20 protein-coding genes are annotated in these 18,298 nt (G+C 39.5%); all 20 read left to right on the top strand.

Annotated features, from left to right (window positions below):
• Window positions 1-168 (top strand): hypothetical protein, encoded by a 168-nt coding sequence (locus FC84_RS08950; RefSeq protein WP_157051848.1) that lies wholly within the window; start codon window positions 1-3, stop codon window positions 166-168.
• Window positions 165-638, top strand: coding sequence for a RusA family crossover junction endodeoxyribonuclease (locus FC84_RS03785; protein WP_057755704.1), 474 nt, complete (start codon window positions 165-167; stop codon window positions 636-638). Before FC84_RS08950 ends, FC84_RS03785 begins: the two co-directional genes overlap by 4 nt.
• An 18-nt stretch (window positions 639-656) precedes the next feature.
• Window positions 657-1,070: an ArpU family phage packaging/lysis transcriptional regulator gene (locus tag FC84_RS03780; RefSeq protein ID WP_057755702.1), complete on the top strand. Its 414-nt coding sequence runs from the start codon at window positions 657-659 to the stop codon at window positions 1,068-1,070.
• 491 nt (window positions 1,071-1,561) lie between these two features.
• On the top strand, window positions 1,562-2,050 hold the full coding sequence (locus tag FC84_RS03775; protein ID WP_057755698.1) for a terminase small subunit: 489 nt from the start codon (window positions 1,562-1,564) through the stop codon (window positions 2,048-2,050).
• On the top strand, window positions 2,037-3,353 hold the full coding sequence (locus FC84_RS03770; RefSeq protein WP_057755695.1) for a PBSX family phage terminase large subunit: 1,317 nt from the start codon (window positions 2,037-2,039) through the stop codon (window positions 3,351-3,353). The genes FC84_RS03775 and FC84_RS03770 overlap by 14 nt, the downstream gene beginning before the upstream one ends.
• Before the next feature lie 13 nt (window positions 3,354-3,366).
• Window positions 3,367-4,917 carry a phage portal protein gene (locus tag FC84_RS03765; protein ID WP_057755692.1) on the top strand — a complete coding sequence of 517 codons (1,551 nt, stop codon included), beginning with the start codon at window positions 3,367-3,369 and terminating at the stop codon, window positions 4,915-4,917.
• Complete coding sequence (locus FC84_RS03760; RefSeq protein WP_057755690.1) at window positions 4,914-6,059, top strand: phage minor capsid protein; 1,146 nt, start codon at window positions 4,914-4,916, stop codon at window positions 6,057-6,059. The genes FC84_RS03765 and FC84_RS03760 overlap by 4 nt, the downstream gene beginning before the upstream one ends.
• A gap of 39 nt (window positions 6,060-6,098) precedes the next feature.
• Complete coding sequence (locus tag FC84_RS03755; RefSeq protein ID WP_057755687.1) at window positions 6,099-6,320, top strand: hypothetical protein; 222 nt, start codon at window positions 6,099-6,101, stop codon at window positions 6,318-6,320.
• Window positions 6,321-6,417: 97 nt separating this feature from the next.
• On the top strand, window positions 6,418-6,990 hold the full coding sequence (locus FC84_RS03750; protein WP_057755686.1) for a phage scaffolding protein: 573 nt from the start codon (window positions 6,418-6,420) through the stop codon (window positions 6,988-6,990).
• A gap of 11 nt (window positions 6,991-7,001) precedes the next feature.
• Window positions 7,002-7,904 (top strand): hypothetical protein, encoded by a 903-nt coding sequence (locus FC84_RS03745; RefSeq protein ID WP_057755684.1) that lies wholly within the window; start codon window positions 7,002-7,004, stop codon window positions 7,902-7,904.
• 12 nt (window positions 7,905-7,916) lie between these two features.
• Window positions 7,917-8,351, top strand: coding sequence for a hypothetical protein (locus FC84_RS03740; RefSeq protein ID WP_057755682.1), 435 nt, complete (start codon window positions 7,917-7,919; stop codon window positions 8,349-8,351).
• Window positions 8,348-8,698, top strand: a complete 351-nt coding sequence (locus tag FC84_RS03735; protein WP_057755679.1) for a putative minor capsid protein — start codon at window positions 8,348-8,350, stop codon at window positions 8,696-8,698. The genes FC84_RS03740 and FC84_RS03735 overlap by 4 nt, the downstream gene beginning before the upstream one ends.
• Window positions 8,699-9,043 (top strand): minor capsid protein, encoded by a 345-nt coding sequence (locus tag FC84_RS03730; protein WP_057755677.1) that lies wholly within the window; start codon window positions 8,699-8,701, stop codon window positions 9,041-9,043.
• On the top strand, window positions 9,043-9,441 hold the full coding sequence (locus tag FC84_RS03725) for a minor capsid protein (RefSeq protein WP_057755675.1): 399 nt from the start codon (window positions 9,043-9,045) through the stop codon (window positions 9,439-9,441). Before FC84_RS03730 ends, FC84_RS03725 begins: the two co-directional genes overlap by 1 nt.
• A gap of 2 nt (window positions 9,442-9,443) precedes the next feature.
• Window positions 9,444-10,061: a phage tail tube protein gene (locus tag FC84_RS03720; RefSeq protein ID WP_057755674.1), complete on the top strand. Its 618-nt coding sequence runs from the start codon at window positions 9,444-9,446 to the stop codon at window positions 10,059-10,061.
• Window positions 10,062-10,138: 77 nt separating this feature from the next.
• Window positions 10,139-10,603, top strand: coding sequence for a hypothetical protein (locus FC84_RS03715; protein ID WP_057755672.1), 465 nt, complete (start codon window positions 10,139-10,141; stop codon window positions 10,601-10,603).
• Between the two features lie 6 nt (window positions 10,604-10,609).
• Window positions 10,610-11,254 carry a Gp15 family bacteriophage protein gene (locus FC84_RS03710; protein ID WP_057755670.1) on the top strand — a complete coding sequence of 215 codons (645 nt, stop codon included), beginning with the start codon at window positions 10,610-10,612 and terminating at the stop codon, window positions 11,252-11,254.
• Complete coding sequence (locus FC84_RS03705; RefSeq protein WP_057755659.1) at window positions 11,255-15,598, top strand: tape measure protein; 4,344 nt, start codon at window positions 11,255-11,257, stop codon at window positions 15,596-15,598.
• On the top strand, window positions 15,576-16,310 hold the full coding sequence (locus FC84_RS03700) for a phage tail family protein (protein WP_162257964.1): 735 nt from the start codon (window positions 15,576-15,578) through the stop codon (window positions 16,308-16,310). The genes FC84_RS03705 and FC84_RS03700 overlap by 23 nt, the downstream gene beginning before the upstream one ends.
• Window positions 16,310-18,298: a GH25 family lysozyme gene (locus FC84_RS08855; protein WP_083479517.1), complete on the top strand. Its 1,989-nt coding sequence runs from the start codon at window positions 16,310-16,312 to the stop codon at window positions 18,296-18,298. Before FC84_RS03700 ends, FC84_RS08855 begins: the two co-directional genes overlap by 1 nt.

Genomic DNA, 18,298 nt, shown 5'->3' with positions numbered 1-18,298 from the left:
ATGAGGAAAACACTGGGATTAGTTAGTGCAACAGCTTTATATGCACTGATTATTATGTATGTTGGTTTAAAAATAACATTGATTGCTACTGTGCTGACGCCAATCGTATTGTTTTTTGGAACAGCATTAGTAGCTGGACTAAAGGAAGCGTTAGATAACCGGAAATGATTAAGTTAGTTATAGTAGGAGAACCGCAACCCCAAGGTAGGCCAAGATTTGCAAGGCGTGGCAATTTTGTTACTACATATGACCCGCCAAAGTCGAAAGCCTATAAAGCATTAGTTAAATATCAAGCACTCACACAGTGGCATAGTGAGCCGTTACAGGGTGCTTTAGCTTGCAAGGTAAAAGTGTACCGACCAATTCAAAAGAGCGGCAGTAAGCGCCAGAAAGAGCTGAAAGAAGCGGGAGTAATCAGACCGGTTCAGAAGCCAGACGTTGATAATTACTTTAAAGGCGTAACTGATCCGTTAACAGGTATTGTCTGGGAAGACGACAATCAGATAGTTCATGCAGAAATAGACAAGTATTACAGTAATGAGCCACGAATTGAGATTGAAATTGAAGAATTAGAGCAAAAAAAAAAGACCGTCATCACTGGCAGCCTTAATTGGTTCATCAGAATAAACCAATTATAGCATAAGGGGCGCGGTTTAGTGGGCTTATTACCAGAAATTGATGCAGATAAATGCGTAGAAAATGCGCGTGAGATACTCTCTCAATATCGCCGTTTATCACGAATGGCAGGACGCAAATTAACGGATATTCAATCGCCAACATTCGATGGTATGCCAAGAGCGTCCAGTTATGAAAATAGAAACGAAACCAAGATTGTTAATCATATTGACGCTGAAATGATAGTTGATAATTGCCAACAAGCGATGTCGATTATTGGCAAAAACAGCTACTGGGTATTATATTATTCGTATTTTTGTGAGCCAGCATTAACGTATTATCAGATTGCAAAGAAGATTAGCTATTCTGAAGAATCTATTGATTACCTCAAGCGAAAGGGGTTGTTGGAGTTTGCGGAAGCTTATCCGAACGGCAAATTGTTAGTCTATAAGTAATTCGGCGATTTGTGGCAAACGTTCGGCTTTCATACCGCGATTAGGTTCAAAAAGCGTGCTATATTGATATTATCGATAAGAACAAGGAGAGCAATAAGGCGGGAAACTTACTGCTCACAAAATAAACTATATTCTTTGTTGTCGGCCAACAAGTAATATAAGTTTCACGTTGCATGACTGGTGCTAAATAGCGGTTCGATTCCGCTTCATGTGGTTCTTCCAATCAGAGAAAACAAAAAATAAAAATGAAAGATCTTTTTCTTCGTTGTGTGACTTGGTGGTTGATTGATGGTTCGATTCCATCACGCACAGTTCCTTCCTGAAGGAGGATATTTTTACCTACAAGCAATATCAGAAGCTCGGCAAAGTCGTACAAATTCCTTCCAATTAATTAGTTAAAGCCAATCGCCGGCTTTTGATATTGCAATACATAATGACACCTTAATTGGTGTCTTTTTTATACCCTAAATTTGGAGGTGTGGTGATATGTAATGAATCGGAAATTAACACCAAAACAGCGTAAGTTTGCTAATGAGTACATCAAGAGTGGAAACGCCGAACAATCAGCGATTGACGCTGGTTACAGCTCTGCTTATGCCAGAGGAAATGCACATAAATTAGTTGCAAATGTGAGCATAAAATCCTACATCGATGAACGTATGCAGGAGCTTGAATCACAGAAGATTATGAGTGCTAAAGAAGCGATTGAGTTACTATCTAGCATCGCTCGTGGTGAAATAAAGGAAACGGTGATTGTTAGTACGCCAATCGGGGCTGAAGAAGTTCAAAAAGAAGCTGACTTTAAAACAAGAATTTCTGCTATTCGTGAAATACTTAAACGTTATCCTGACTCAGATAAATTGACCGAAGTGCAGATTAGAAAAGCCAATGCTGAAGCAGATATTGCTGCATATAAAGCCAAGCTATTAACTGAAGCAGACAAGGGTGATCGGACGGTGATTATTGATGACATCGAATAAATTAAGGCTGTCAGATATGGTTAATCCACACTTCAATAAGATGTGGAACACAGATAAGCCTTATGTTGTTGCTAATGGTGGTCGTGGCTCGTTTAAATCGTCTGTGATCAGCTTGAAGTTAGTTACGATGATGAAGAAGTATATTCAGCAAGGATACAAGGCTAATATCATTTGCGTATTAGCTAATAAATCCGACCTACACGATACGGTTTATAGCCAAATTCAATGGGCTTTGAACATGCTAAATATGGACAGCGAGTTCATCGCCTTTAAGTCACCGTTGACAATCAAGCACAAACGAAGTGGCAGCACATTCTATTTCTATGGCGCTGATAATCCATACAAACTGAAATCAAACATTGTTGATAACGTTGTTGCTGTCTGGTACGAAGAAGCTGCTAATATGAAGAGCGCTGATGTATTTGACCAGGCTAATCCAACCTTTATTCGGCAAAAGCCTAGCTATGCTAAACAAGTAAAGGTGTTCTATTCATATAACCCGCCTAAGAATCCATATGATTGGATTAACGAGTGGCTGGATAAAGTAACCGCAGATGATAATTACTTCATTGATACAAGCGATTATCGCTGCGATGTGCGTGGGTTTACCAGTCAGCAAACCTTAGACTTGATCGAATCTTACAAAAAGAATGATTATGACTATTACCGCTGGCTATACCTTGGCGAAGTCGTCGGTTTAGGTACGAATATCTACAACATGAACTTATTTCATCCGTTGGTTGCATTTCCAGATGACGATGAGATTAAGTCGCTTTACTTTAGCCAAGATAGTGGCCAGCAAGTATCTGCAACAACTGAATCATGTTATGCGTTGACGAAAAAAGGACGAGTTATCTTGCTAGATACCTATTACTATTCGCCACAACACCAAGCAGTTAAGAAAGCGCCTAGTGAACTTGCTAAGGAACTGCATGAGTTTGAAGTTAGTCGTGAGAAACAATGGGGCAAGAAAGCATGGCAAAAGTCAGCTGATGAAGCCACGTCAGATTTTGCGATTGATCACGAATACTTCCGGCTATTTGGCGAGCATTGGCACCATGTCCATAAAGTTGAGAAAACAAAAATGATTGATCACGTTCAGGACTTGTTGGCCACTGGGCGTTTTTATTATCTTGATAACGAAGCCAATAAGATATTTATTTCAGAACATCAAAAGTATCAATGGGATGAAAAGACGTTAAAGACCGACAAGCCAAAGGTTATTAAGGTTGATGACCATACATGCGACGCATTTATGTACATGGTTCTAGATAATCTAGTAGACCTTGGCTTGAAGTGGTAAAGGCGGTGAATAGATGACGTTAATTGACAGTATTAAGAAGTTATTTAGAAGGGGGGCGATGAATATCGGATTAGGAAAATCGTTAAGCAAGATTACTGACGACAGTCGTATCAGCATTGATCCACAAGAATATGAACGTATAAAGAAAGATATTGATTATTACACCAATGCCGACGAGAAAGTAGAATATCTCAACTCATACGGTGATAAGAAAGACCGCGTTAAGAATAAGCTGAACATCACTAAGACGGCTGCACGTCGCATCGCCTCGATTGTGTTTAACGAAAAAGCCAATATTCATATTCAAGATGACCCAGAAGCTGATAAGTTCATTAATGAAGTATTGCTAGATAATGACTTCAAAAATCAATTTGAAGAGCAGCTTGAGAAAGGCATTGCGCTGGGTGGTTTTGCCATGCGACCTTATGTTAGTGATGATAAGATTAAGATTGCTTGGATTAGAGCTGATCAGTTTTATCCGTTGCAATCAAACACTAACAACATTTCAGAAGCAGCTATTGCTAGTAAGACAGTGGTTACAGAACATGACCGCAATGCCTATTACACGTTGCTAGAATTCCATCGATGGGATAAGCGCAAAGGTGATAAAGGCGAGTCAAAAGATGTTTATGTGATTACTTACGAGCTTTACCGCAACGAGATGGCGTCTCAAGTTGGCACTCAAGTTCCTTTAAGCCGTTTAGATGCTTATAAAGACTTACAGCCAGAAGTAGTCATTGATAACTTTGTTCGCCCACAATTCGTTTATTTCAGAACTCCTGGCGCTAATAACATCACGTTAGATAGTCCACTCGGCGTTGGTATTGTTGATAATGCTAAACACGTTCTTGATGATATTAACGACACGCACGATCAATTCATGTGGGAAGTTCGCTTAGGAAGCCGCAGAATTGCTGTGCCACGTTCAATGATGAAGTATGATTCAGCACACAAACCAGTCTTTGATACCGAGCAGAATGTTTATGCGCCACTGTTAACAGATGATGCTGGTTCAGTTGGTGTTAAGGACATGACGACTGATATTCGGACACAGCAATACACTGACGCACTTAATCACTTCTTGAAAGAGCTTGAGACACAGATTGGATTATCTGTTGGCACGTTCTCTTATTCAGAAACCGGATTAAAGACTGCTACCGAAGTTGTCAGTGATAATTCAATGACTTATCAAACACGCTCAAGCTATTTGACGATGGTTGAAAAGGCAATCGGTGAATTATGCACATCAATCGTTGAATTAGCTGGTCAAAGTCAGTTATTCAGTGATGGCAAGCCCCTATTTGAACATGATTTAGTTAATAAGCCGCTCGATGTTGTTTGTCAGTTTGATGATGGCGTGTTCGTTGATAAAGATAAACAGCTTGAAGAAGATTTAAAGACGCTAGCTGCTGGTGCAATGTCTAAAGCTACATTTTTGGTACGCAATTATGGCATGTCACTGGATGACGCTAAAAAAGAATTAGCTTTAATTCAAGATGAAGCACCAGAAGATACGATGTTTGGCGCTCAATTAGCGAAAGATGGCGGTGGTGATGGTGAATGATAACACCAAACTCAATGCAACAAGACGCCAATTCAGCGATTGATATCTATGCTCAAATGGAACAAGACATTTATGCTTTGATCTTTAAAACGATTAAGACAACAAAGTATGATTCGGTTGACGCTGATAATGCCTTGGCTTGGCAGTTAGAGCAGTTATCTAAAATGGGTGTTCTTAACAAGCAAGTTATTCAATTAGTTTCTAAATATACTCATAAGAGCGAAGAAGCTATTGAACACTTAGTTCAAGATAACGGTATTCAGATTGTTGATGAAGTTGACCAGGAGTTATCTGATTTATTGCACAAAAAAGTTGATGTTGGCGATGATACAAGAGACATTATCAATTCTCAGCTCAATCAAACCATGCATGATCTAGATAACACAGTTAGTCAAACGTTATTGACCACGTCATCGGCTCACAATTCGGCTGTACAAGTGTTCCAGAATATAGTCAAGCAAACTACCATAGCAACTTCGACTGGTCTCAAAACTCATCAACAAGCGTTAAACGAAACGTGCGAGAAGTGGATTAGCAATGGTATTCCTGTGTTAGTTGATAAAGCTGGTCGTAGGCGGTCGATTGAAGGCTATGCACGAACAGTCATTCAGTCAACATCACACAGAACGTTCAATAATTTACGTTTAAAGCGTATGGAAGATTACGGCACGCATCTTGCTTTAATGAGCAGTCACCCTGCCGCACGTGAAGCCTGTGCACCAATTCAAGGCAAAGTTATTAATTTAGTTCCAACAAGCAGCAAGGATTATAACCCGAAATATGATTCAATATATAATCACGGTTATGGTGAAGCGTCAGGTGTTCTAGGAATTAACTGCACGCACGTGTTATATCCGTTTATTGAGGAATTAAACACCAATAATCAACCGCAATATGATGAAGATGAAGCGATTAAGAATGGTGAGTTACAAGCTAAACAACGTGGCTATGAGCGTGCTATTCGTGATACCAAGAAAAAGCTTGAAGCTGCTAAAGCACTAGGCGATGAAGCTGGTATTCAACACTATAAATCTTTATTAGCCAGTCAGCAGAAGCGATTACGCGAGTTTATTAAGCCACACGATTTCTTACACCGTGATTATTCACGCGAGAAGATATTTAACAAGCAATCAGCTAATTAGTTGGTTGCTATTTTTGTACCGAAAATTGAGGCTAATCATATGAAATTAAGTAGTGTCACTATCAATGTTTATAAATTAGTTATTAATGACAACGGAACGCCGTTTGGTAAAACGATTGTCATTAATGATGTTGAAATGGGTAGAGGTGTTACCGATGTGGCAATCAATGCAGGTGCAGGGGCAAGAACAACAGCCACAATCACTTTTTACAGTCCACACATAGATGATGTTTTCAAGAAAATGGTAGCTAAAAGTTTATAGAATCAATAGTTTCGACCTAGATAAGTCGTTAAACTGTCTATTTTTTATACCCAAATCGTGGTCGTTCCACGTAAAAAAATGTTAGGGAGTGTAGTACATGAAACGAGAAGAATTAAAAGAATTAGGGTTAACCGATGAACAGCTTGGTAGTGTGATGGCAATGCATGGCAGTGATGTCAACGGCTTAAAAGAAAAAGTCAATAACCTAGAGGGCGAGCGAGATGGTTTGCAGACGCAACTTGATACTGTCAGTGGCCAGCTTGATACGATCAAAAAAGATCATAAAGGCGATGAAGATCTTAAAGCCCAAATTGAACAGTTACAGTCTAAGAACAAAGAAGATGCTGAACAATATCAATCTGACTTAGCTAAGACAAAAATCGATTATCAGACTGATATGGCACTAACCAAAGCTGGTGCTAAGAATGTTAAGGCAGTTAAGGCTTTGTTAGACTCTGAAACTATTCAATTAGACAAAGACGGCAATCTGACAGGTCTTGATGAACAGCTTGAATCAGTCAAGAAAGATAACGACTTCTTGTTTGAACAAAAAGCTGAACCGTCTAGCAATCATATTCAAATCACACCATTAGGCAATCCTGGTACTGGAGCAAGTTCGGAAGAGAGTTTAACTCAAAAGATTGCGGAGCGAATGTCCGCTGATAAATAGGAGGAAACAAAATGACATTAGTTTTAGATAGCAAAGATTTAGCAACTTTAGACACTGAGTTCCGTGCTGATTCACAAGTGTGGGATGTTTTACAACAAGGTGCAAACAGTATCACAGCAGCTGATTTCGTTGGTGCAAACGAAGTTCGAATCAACAAAATGGGCGGATTTATGGACGCCACACAATACAAACGTAACCAAGATAATGCACGCTCAAATATTGACATTGAAAAAGAAACGTTCAAATTAACCCACGAAGATTGGTTTGGTTATGACGTTGACCGCTTAGATCAATCAGAAAACGCAGCTTTAACAATTGAAAATATTGTCCGTGAACATCGACGTTTAATCACAGTACCACATCGTGATAAAGTGGCTGTTCAAGTAATGTATGATAATTCGGGCAAAAAGGTAACAGATACTATCACAACTGATAATGTTTTGGATTCATATGATGCTGCCGAAGAATATATGACTGACAACGAAATTCCGGGCGGTTATGTGATGTTTGTTTCCGCAGCGTATTATCGTATGTTAAAGAACGCTAAAGGCGTTTCTAAGACGTTCACGACTAATCAACAAGCAATTAACGGCATTAATCGTACTGTTGCTCAAATCGATGGTGGTGTGCCAATCCTTAAAGTTGCCAAGGATCGTTTCAACGGTACTGAAATCACAGATACAATGAACTTTATCATTACACCTTTATCAGCGGTTGCACCGGTTGTTAAGTATGGTTCAGTTGATACAATTTCAGCAGATCAAGATCGTTCAGGCTATCGTGACACAATTAAAGGCTTGGATTATTACGATGCATTTGTATTCGACAATGCTAAAAAGGCAATCTATATTGGCGCAACTCCAGCGTCAGCTCCAGAAGCAGCTAAAGCAGCGACTACGTCAGCAAAGAAATAGAGGTGATCAGTGATGGCTTATCTAACGTTTGATGATTACCAGTCACTTGGCTTCACAAAGATTGATGATAAAGCAACGTTTGAAGCTGTTTATCCGAGCACAGAATTGTTGCTTGATTTAGCCACTGACTACTTTTATAACCCAGATTGGCAAACTAATAATCTTGATGAAGACTATGCATCATCTGATAAGTGGGAGCATATTCGGGCGGCAACGTTTAAAAAAGCACTCGCAATTCAATGCGAATACTTCGTTGATAACGGCGTAACTGGTAGTCAAGAGCTGATTGATAGCAATAACATCTCATCAGTTGCTATTGGCCGAACAACAATTCAAAAGAGTGCTGGTAACAGTGGCACAATGTACGGAACATCTGGTTTGTCATCGTTGGTTGCTGAAATGTTAATTGGCGCAGGCTTTATGGTTCGGGCGGTGAATTATCGATGAGATTACCGCAAGTTGATCCAAAGTTATGTAATCAGTCAGTCCATATCGAACTAGTAACAGGTGAGACCGATAATTGGGATAAGCCAATCACTAAACCCTATGACGTTGAGAAGTGTGTAGTTCAGCCACAGACAATCTATTCTGGCGACAATAATAATCGGGCAATCGTAGCTAATGCGGTTGTCTTTTTATATGCCGGAATTACGACACCTATTCCTAAGCTAGACCGAGATAAGGTCGGTTCAGTGCTGATATTTGAGGATAAGCGTTACACAATCACGAAGATTGTAGATAATCGCAATCCTTACAGTAATGAGTTGTGGTCGTATGAATTGGAGGCACTGTAAATGGGTGTAAAAGTATCAATTGACCTTAACGGTGTAGAGAAGAAGCTTAATTCAACGAACATCAAGCGTGGACGTTATGCGTTCATGAACCAAGCTCACTCAGATATGGAACGTTATGTTCCTAAAAGACAAGGCAATTTGAGAAATGATTCTTATGTTGATAAAGGCAACGAATCAATCCGTTACACCGCACCATATGCCAAACCACAATTTTACGGTGTAGTTAATGGTAGCCAGATCAAACATTATTCGACATCTGGTACAACAAGGCGTTGGGATTTAAAAGCTAAAGGAATATACATCAAAGATTGGATTAGTGCTTTCAATAAGGGGGCTAACTTGTAATGGACGCAACAGAACGATTATGTGACGTTATCAATTCTATCGATGATTTACCAATGAAATGTAAAGTTGGCTTCTTGAACGCTGATGATTCTTTGAAAGTATTTGCTAATCCCGGTGGTCATGTTGTTAGTGAAGATTTTGCTGGAAACAGCAACAAGGTATTGCCTTACTCGGTTGGTATTAGAACGGCTGATCAACAACTTGCAGACAGCACGATGTGGCAAATCAGCACATTTCTCGATAGCTTGAATGAATTAGAGAGCCAAGATGGCTCGTTCACATTTAATAGCCTTGAACTCAACGGTTTGCCGAATGTCTCGGTTGCTGATGAGCGAGGTTATTTTACTTATTTGCTTGATTTTGAAATTGATATAGACACAAAAATTAGGAGAGTGTAAAAATGGCTAAATATCCTGAAAACTGGATTAACAAACTAGAAATTGACCTTAACAGTGGTCAAGACCCAAAAGCTGAAAGTGAAGATGTCAAGAATGCTAAATGGGCTTTACTTGCTGAAGGCATTACTCAAATCACACCAGCTTCAAACGAAACATCTGAAACAAGCAGCTATTATGCAGATAAAGGCTTTGGTTCAACTGACATCACGTCTAAGCGTGCAAGTTTTGCTATTTCTGGTGTTCGTGTTCTTAATGATCCGGCACAAGACTATGTGGCAGATCGTTTCTTTGCAGCAGGTGATAGTGTTAAGACCTTGGCGCGTTGGACTGGTCAATATGGCGATGTCATGACAGCAAATGTCACATTGAGTGCTATCATTCCGTTCAATGGTAATTCGAATGCTAAGCAAACATTCAGTTTCACGATGTCAGTTAATGGTGCTCCAGTATTATCTTCAGACGGTACTAACAACGATTTAGGCGATGGCTTAAATGGTGAAAAGTCAGGTAGCGGTGATGAAAATGACGCTATGATCTTGCCAAGTGGTCGGCCAGCACCTGATACAGGTGACGGCGGTGCTACTCAAACAGGCGCAAAGTTATCAGCTAAATCTAAGTAATTAAACAGATTGGAAAGAGTGAATAATCATTCTTTCCTTTTTTATTTTTATCAAAAATCAAAAACGAGGTGCTTTAAATGGCAATTAATGTTGTAAATATTGACGAAATGTTGAACATGCAGCGTGATTTTGAAATTGGTGGGCGAAAGTTCACTGCTCATTTCAATGACAAATTAGTAACTGAGATTACTGAAGTCCAATTACGCGTTACAGACTTGATGAACCAAATTGAAAAGACGCCTGAAGAAAAGCAAAAAGAACTTAACAATGCGCCGGTAACTGAACAAATTAAGTTTGTTGAAGAACAAATTAGCAAAGTTAATGGCATCGTGATGGGGTTCTTTACCAAGTTGTTCTCTGCTGATGATGCTAAATGGATTTATGAGCATTACAACGAATCAACATCTGCATTGGTGGCAGTTCTAGGAATTATCAATCAATACAGCCAAGACATCGTCAATGAATCAGCTATTGCTAAGCAAAAGAAGTATCCAGTTAAGAACAGTAATACCGCTAAGTTCAGCAAAAAGCATCGGAAGTAATGAGCGATGTTAAGCCTCACACAACCGATTGATGATACTTGGCTTGATGAAGAAACCGGCGAGATATATCACTTTGATATGAGTTATGACAATGTTCTTCGTTGGTACTCACTTGTTGAAGAAGAAAACATAAGTGATGCTGAAAAATTAGTGACAGGTTTTCAAATGTTTTTTGGCAAAGAACTAGATGTATCAATTGATTCGATGATCAAAGCAGTTGAAGATATTGCCAATTACATTCAAACAACCGCTTATGGGAACTATAACGACAGTGCTAGCGGTACAGAACACCAATCTGAACCAGAAAAATACTTCTCATATTCTCAAGACGCTGGTGCTATCTACTCATCATTTATGATGGATTACCAAATTGATCTTGTTGATCAGCAAGGCATTCTGCAATGGGATAAGTTCCGAGCGCTATTTTCGGGTTTATCCGATAAGACAGACTTCAAGCATATTATGCGAATTCGGCAAGCTAATTTGACTGATTACGAAGGTGAACAGCAAACAGCAATGGCAGAAGCTCAAGCTTATTACGCGTTAGAGGGGCAGAACGTCAATAAGCTAAATGATCAGATGACCGATATTTTCAACGGTTTGTTACTTCAAGCTAAGGAGGCTCAAAAACAAGAGAAAGGAGGTAAATAGATGGCAGCAGATGGCACAATTAATATTGATATGATCTTGAACGGTACAGATAAAGTTAAATCTGATGCTGATGCTGTTAGAGAAAGTATCAATGATGTCGGCGATGGCGCAGAAAATACCGGTGGCAAGTTCTCACACTTGAAGGATGTATTTACTGGTACGTTCCTTGGCGGAATGCTGACCAATGCAGTAACTGCTGCTGGTTCAGCAGTTAAGGATTTAGGAAGCGAAGCAATAGATGCTTCTGATTCAATGGATAAGTTCAGGTCAACAATGAAACTTGGTGGCTTTGGTGAAGATGAAATTAATACCGCTGCTAAAGCTGTTCGTAAATATGCTGACGATACTGTTTATGACTTGTCTGATGTATCTAATACGACAGCGCAATTAGCTGCTAACGGCATTAAGAACTATACCGAGCTAACTCAAGCTGCTGGTAACTTGAACGCTCAAGCTGGCGGTAATGCGGACACATTCAAGTCCGTTGCAATGGTAATGACCCAAACCGCTGGTGCTGGCAAACTAACGACTGAAAACTGGAATCAATTAGCCGATGCTATTCCTGGTGCTTCTGGCGTATTGCAAGAAGCATTGAAGAAGAACGGCGCTTATACTGGCAATTTCCGTGATGCCATGTCTGAAGGGCAAATTACAGCAGACGAGTTCAACAAAGCTGTTACGCAGTTAGGTATGAACAAAGGTGCGGTTGAAGCCGCTAAGTCCACTGATACATTTGAAGGTGCGATTGGTAACTTACAGGCAACTGCAGTTGGCGCTATTCAAGATATTATCGATTCATTCGGCAAGAGCAACTTAACTGGAATGATTAATGGTGCAACAGACGTTGTTTCTAAAGCTGTTGATTCAATTCAGAAAAACAAAGGCATTATTAGCGATACTTTTAACGCTGTTTCATCGATTACTAGCAGCGCTTTTGGCACAGTTGGCGATGTATTCAAGTGGTTTAAGTCTAGTTTTGAAGCTAATGTTTCCGGTATTAGCACTGATAATTTGAGTAAGAAGCTTAAAAATATCAGTGAGTGGTTTGATAACTTCAAAGAGAGTATTCATCCATTAACTGGTGCTTTAGGTGGATTATTAGGCATATTAACCGCTGGTGTTTGGAATACTATCGTTAAGCCGATTAAAGGTATTGCTAGTGCGTTTAAAGAATCTGGTGATAGTGCAGATAAAGCAAAAGGCAAATTTGATTTATCACAGTCTTTTCAATGGATTAATGCAGTCGCTGCTGATTTAAATATCTTTTTCAAGAAGACAACAGAAATACTAGAGCCACTCGGCAAGATTGCTGGCATTATGGCTCAAGGCGTCTTTGAAACATTTGGCGATATTGTCGGAGCAATTGCCGATGCATTCCACCAAATGAATGACAAGGCACTAGAATCAGTCAAACCGACTAACAAAATTGCTGATGCGCTTGAAAGTATTGCTAAACATAAAGATGCAATCAAAGCAGTAGGTGCGGCGATTGCTGGTTTAGTAACTGCATTGACAATCAAAAAAGGCGTAACAACTGTAATTGATGTTGCTAAGCAAGTTCCAAGTATGATCACTAACGTTAGTGGTGCTTTTAGTAAAGCTATGGCTTTGTTAGCTGCTAACCCGATTATTGCTATTGTTTTAGCGATTGCAGCGCTTGGTACTGCATTCTATGAATTGTACAAGCACAACGCTAAATTCCGTGAGTTCGTTAATGATTTAGTTGATAAAGCTAAAGACTTAGCTAAAGGCGTTGGCGAATGGTTTGGCGATGTCGTTAAACAAGCAAAAGATCTATGGAAAGGCATTACTGATGTATTTACCGGTCAAGCCGACTGGGAAAAGAATATCTCTAAGCAATTCAATAAGATCAAAGATGCAATCGTTGATAGCTTAGGCGCAGCTGTTGATTGGATTGGTAAGAATTGGAAAGGCCTTGCACTTTTAATCGCTAGTCCGATCGCTGGTGGTTTGAAGCTATTGTACGACAACAACAAGGGATTTAGAGACTGGGTTGATGACCTTTGGGACAAGATTAAATCTGGTTTCAGCTCTATGGTCAAGAAGATTAGCGGTGTTTGGGATGGCATTACTGGCGAATTAACAAAGGGTGCTAAAGTGGCCGTTAAAGCAGTGACAGGCATCTTTAAAAATGTTGGTAAAACATTACTTTACGCCATGATGATTCCAGTTGGCTTAGTCGCAATGATCGTTAAGCCGATTATTAAGCCGTTGCAAAATGAATTTAGAGTGGTAGTAAAAGCAGTCACAACCGTTTGGGACGCTTTTACTAATTGGCTTAGTAATTCGTTTAATGCAGTTTCAAAAGCGTGGCGTAAAGTTTGGAATGCTATCTCTGATTGGTTTGGTGACTTTTTCAGTGGTCTAAAACGGAATGTAAATAAGTGGTTTAAGCCGATCGCTAAGTTCTTTACAGATTGGTTTGATGATGTTCATGATACGTGGGTAGACACTTGGGACGCTATTTCAGAATGGTTTAACAAGTTTTGGAAAAAGTTTACTCTTACAATTCGAACTAGTGTCAATAAAGTTAGTAAAATCATGCATGACGCTTTAGACGCTATTTCTGATAAGTGGCACGATGTTTGGAACGCTATATCTAGCTGGTTTAATAAGCTGTGGTCGACTATTCAAGGACACGCTAAAAAAGGTATTAATAAAGTCAAAAGTGTTATTAGTGGCGCTTTAGATGCCATTTCTGATTTGTGGCATCGCGTTTGGAATGCAATTTCTAGTTGGTTCTCTGATAAATGGGATTCAATTAAGAAAACTTCATCAAAAGGCATTAACTCGGTACACGGCACTTTATCGGATATCTTAGACAAGATTAAGACCAAGTGGCACGATATTTGGGGTGGTCTAAGTGACTTCTTCAAAGGCATTTGGAAAGATATTAAAGGTTATGCTGCTGACGGTATTAATGGCGTAATCAATGTTATTAATACCGGTGTTAATGCTATTAATGACGTTTGGAAGTTCTTTACTGGTAAAAAAACAGGCATCAAAAAATTAAAACCAGTTAAATTTGCACAAGGTGGCGTCGTTGAACGTCATTTGTCAATGGTCAATGATTCTCCAACTGAAAACTGGAAAGAGCTTATTGAAACGCCTAGTGGCGAATTGATGATGGCTCAAGATAGGAATGCTATCTTGCCACTTGAACCTGGCACGCGTGTTTATAACGGCGATGAAACTAAGCAAATTATGTCAATGGCTGGTGTTGAACATTATAAAGATGGTGGTATCGTTGGCGCTGTTAAGGATAAGTTATCAGATGTTGGTTCATGGTTAGGCGAAAAGACTGAAGCTATCACGAAGTTTATTGAACATCCCATCAAGAGTGTTGAATCATTATTTGAAAAATCTGTTTCAGGTATGTATTCTAGCTTGGGTAATTTTGGTGAATTAGCTAAAGGCGTTATCAGTAAATTAACTAACCCAATTGGTTCTTGGTTTAAAAAAGGCTTGAAAAAAGTTGAAGAAGAGACTGGAGACGGTGGCGGTGGCAAAGGTGCGCCGAGTGGCTCTGGCGTTCAACGCTGGAAAGGCCAAGTTAAGGCTGCCTTAAAAGCTAATGGATTACCCACCTCAAGTGATTATGTCAACGCTTGGTTGAGACAAATTTCATCAGAATCAGGCGGTAACGAGAAAGCTGTTCAAGGTGGATATGTTGATATCAATACACTTACCGGTGATCTAGCCAAAGGGTTGTTACAAACTATTTCAGCAACATTCAACGCTTATAAATTCCCGGGTCACGGCAATATCTTTAATGGATATGATAATATGCTTGCTGCAATGAATTATGCTAAGCATCGTTACGGTGCTTCATCTATGCTACAAGTTATTGGTCATGGTCATGGTTATGCCAATGGTGGCTGGGCAGACAAACCAAGCATATTCGGTGAAGTACCTGGTGAGCCTGAAATTGTAGTTAATCCAGCACGTAATAGTGCAGATAAATTATTAATCGAAGCAATGAACGCACGTATTAAAGCTGACCCAAACGGTAAAATTGCCAAAATGGCAGCTAATTTAGCACACGTCAATGATCCAATACAAACTAATTTTTCAGTAACAACATCTGGTAGAAACACACAATCGTTTTCTGATTCTAACAGCGGTAGTGCTTACAGTGCTACCGATAAGTCATATGTACTTAATGATTCAAAAGTGATTGAATTGTTACAAATTATTGCAAACAAGAGAACCACCGTTGATGGTTCTTCGTTTGCATCAGCGTACGAACAGTATGGTTCAACAGAAACGGCACGACGCAATCAATTGAAAGGTAGGGGACTTGCGATTGACGCTAAAATCTAAGTATGAATATGGCATTGAATTTGACGGTCAGCGTTCTAATGATTTTGGGCTTGATGTTCTGGATAAGGTCATTGGTATGCCGGCCAAACAAAAAGCAGTTCAACCTCTGCCTTTTACTAGTAATGTTATAGACTTATCTGGGCTGTATGGTGGGCAAGTATATAATGAACGCACAATTAAGATTGTGTTTTATGTACACGAATTTAATAATATGAGTAAAGATCATCTATATACAATGTGGACAAAGGCAGTCAATTGGTTGATGAATTCTACTCATAAAACCAAGCTTAAAGATGATGTTATGAATAATTACTATTATTTAGGAGAAGTTCAAAAAGAACCAAACTGGACTGAGTTTCAAATGTTTGGCAAGCTAGAAGTTGAGTTTACTTGTTATCCATTTCGAATCAGTGAATTAGTAGAAGGCAATGACATTTGGGATGACTTCAATTTTGAACTGGCTATCGCACAGAATACGGATTATGAAATCAGTGGCAGTAAGACAATTACGCTGTTCAACGTTGGTACTAATTCAGTTGCTCCGCAGCTGATTTCAACTGCTCCATTTACGATTACTATGAACAACAACACATTCACGCTGGAAGCTGGCACTTACAATAGTCCGGACTTCACACTGATGACTGGCGAGAATAAGCTAACAGTAACTGGTACTGGTAAGCTATCGTTTGTTTGGCATAAGGAGTTGATCTAATGTATCGCGTCACAGTAAGACAAGGATTTAACGGCGATGAACACACAATTCACTCTGAATTCAATAATGATACAAAGCTGCTGACTGGTAAAATTACCAAAAATGTTGGCTCTATTGATTCATTTCAGTTTAGTATCAGTCCTAAGTCACCTTACTACAATAGCTTCACTGGACTAACAACTTTTGTTAAAGTAACTAACACTACCCTCAATAAGGTTCTTTTTGAGGGTAGAGTTCTACCAACTACTGATTCTATGGAAAGTAGTGGCATTCTTAACAAGGAAGTCACTTGTGAGGGGCTTTTAGCATTCTTGCATGATTCCGTTCAGGATTACTATGCGTTGCAGAACAATGATTTACGTTCATTCCTGCAGCGTATGATTGACGCGCACAATAAACAAGTTGATTCTTATAAGAAAATAAAGCTCGGTGTTGTCACCGTAACTAGTCCATCCGACAATGTCTACAAGTCGATTGATGACGCCAAAACGACGTATGAGACGATTCAGGAGAAACTAATTGATAAGTACGGCGGTGAGATTAGATTACGTCACGAATCAGACGGACTTTACCTTGATTACATGCCGGTAATTGGTGTTAAGAGTAATCAAGATATTCGTTTGACTAGTAATTTAGTTTCATTGAAACGAACGATTGATCCTAGCACGATGTATTCAATCATTAAACCATTGGGTGCTCGTGCCGAATCAACTGGCGAAACAGAAACTAATTCTGAAATATCACAACCACGATTAACGATTGAGACTGTCAACAATGGCAGTCCTTTTTTGTACAGTCAGAAAATGATCGATAAAATCGGTCGCGTGGTTATGCCGGTTACTTGGGACGACGTCAAGACTGCGTCAATTCTGAAATCAAAGGCTCAGCAGACACTTGATAGTCAAAAGGAAATCAAAGAACAGTTTCAAATTACTGCAGTTGATCTGAGTATGATTCATAAAGATGTTGATGATTTTGATTGCGGTAATTATCACCGCGTCATTAATCCGTTGCAGGCAATCAATGAAGACTTGCGAATTGTCGGTCAGTCAATTGATATTTGTTCACCGGTAAGTTCGACTTTGTCAATTGGAGATAAGCTATTAAGCCAGGAACAATATGAGATTATTTTGCGTAAGCAACAAGAGCAGAAATTGCAGCAAGCGCAAGTGAAGATGAATCAACTATCAACTTCAGCATTAGAGGCAAGCAGGCAAGCTCAAGAAGCTATCAACACCGCAAACGATGCAAAAACAACAGCGGCACAGTTTGAAGCGTCACAATCAGATCAGGACAAACAAATTACTGATCTTGTAGAGCTGGTTAAACAACTGCAAGACCAAATTAATGTTGATAAAGGCTATTACGAAGGCGTCATTATTGATGTCTCCGAATTCCAAGGCAGTATTAACTGGGCTCAAGTCGTGAGTGGCGGTTTGGCGTTATCGGTTATTCGTATTCAGTCTGGTAGTTCTCATATTGATGAGACATATGCTACTAACATTCCAAATGCAATCAGTGCTGGTGCTAACTATGCTGTTTATGCTTACTTCTCGGCAGTAAGTGCTGCTGACGCAGAAGTAGAAGCCAACGATTTCTACAATCGTGCACAGTCAGCCGTTGGTAGTCGTAAACAACCACGCTTCTGGATGATTGATGTGGAAGCCAACTCGGTCACGAGTGGAACGTTGACTGCTGCGGTTACGGCTTATATGAATAAACTCAACTCTTTAGGTGTTCCTGATTCTAAGATTGTTATTTATGTAAGCAACGCACTATATCCAAGTATTGATACGTCTCGAACGATGATTTGGATACCAAGCTACGGTGCTAATGACGGAACGGTTGGTAATTCTACTAAGCCACTTTATCCGTACGATTTATGGCAATACACAAGCGTCGGTAGCGTCAATGGTATTTTAGGAAATGTCGATATGAATACAGAACCAAGTTCAAGATTTAAAGAAGCCTATTTAAGAAAGGAGTGA

The sequence above is a fragment of the Lapidilactobacillus dextrinicus DSM 20335 genome, assembly GCF_001436095.1.
In the GTDB taxonomy this organism is placed as follows: domain Bacteria; phylum Bacillota; class Bacilli; order Lactobacillales; family Lactobacillaceae; genus Lapidilactobacillus; species Lapidilactobacillus dextrinicus.
This window is presented reverse-complemented; position numbering and strand designations above follow the sequence as displayed.

Coding starts and splice junctions, on each gene's coding strand:
- FC84_RS08950 (WP_157051848.1), top strand. CDS start 1: ATGAGGAAAACACTGGGATTAGTTAGTGCAACAGCTTTATATGCACTG.
- FC84_RS03785 (WP_057755704.1), top strand. CDS start 165: ATGATTAAGTTAGTTATAGTAGGAGAACCGCAACCCCAAGGTAGGCCA.
- FC84_RS03775 (WP_057755698.1), top strand. CDS start 1,562: ATGAATCGGAAATTAACACCAAAACAGCGTAAGTTTGCTAATGAGTAC.
- FC84_RS03770 (WP_057755695.1), top strand. CDS start 2,037: ATGACATCGAATAAATTAAGGCTGTCAGATATGGTTAATCCACACTTC.
- FC84_RS03765 (WP_057755692.1), top strand. CDS start 3,367: ATGACGTTAATTGACAGTATTAAGAAGTTATTTAGAAGGGGGGCGATG.
- FC84_RS03760 (WP_057755690.1), top strand. CDS start 4,914: ATGATAACACCAAACTCAATGCAACAAGACGCCAATTCAGCGATTGAT.
- FC84_RS03755 (WP_057755687.1), top strand. CDS start 6,099: ATGAAATTAAGTAGTGTCACTATCAATGTTTATAAATTAGTTATTAAT.
- FC84_RS03750 (WP_057755686.1), top strand. CDS start 6,418: ATGAAACGAGAAGAATTAAAAGAATTAGGGTTAACCGATGAACAGCTT.
- FC84_RS03745 (WP_057755684.1), top strand. CDS start 7,002: ATGACATTAGTTTTAGATAGCAAAGATTTAGCAACTTTAGACACTGAG.
- FC84_RS03740 (WP_057755682.1), top strand. CDS start 7,917: ATGGCTTATCTAACGTTTGATGATTACCAGTCACTTGGCTTCACAAAG.
- FC84_RS03735 (WP_057755679.1), top strand. CDS start 8,348: ATGAGATTACCGCAAGTTGATCCAAAGTTATGTAATCAGTCAGTCCAT.
- FC84_RS03730 (WP_057755677.1), top strand. CDS start 8,699: ATGGGTGTAAAAGTATCAATTGACCTTAACGGTGTAGAGAAGAAGCTT.
- FC84_RS03725 (WP_057755675.1), top strand. CDS start 9,043: ATGGACGCAACAGAACGATTATGTGACGTTATCAATTCTATCGATGAT.
- FC84_RS03720 (WP_057755674.1), top strand. CDS start 9,444: ATGGCTAAATATCCTGAAAACTGGATTAACAAACTAGAAATTGACCTT.
- FC84_RS03715 (WP_057755672.1), top strand. CDS start 10,139: ATGGCAATTAATGTTGTAAATATTGACGAAATGTTGAACATGCAGCGT.
- FC84_RS03710 (WP_057755670.1), top strand. CDS start 10,610: ATGTTAAGCCTCACACAACCGATTGATGATACTTGGCTTGATGAAGAA.
- FC84_RS03705 (WP_057755659.1), top strand. CDS start 11,255: ATGGCAGCAGATGGCACAATTAATATTGATATGATCTTGAACGGTACA.
- FC84_RS08855 (WP_083479517.1), top strand. CDS start 16,310: ATGTATCGCGTCACAGTAAGACAAGGATTTAACGGCGATGAACACACA.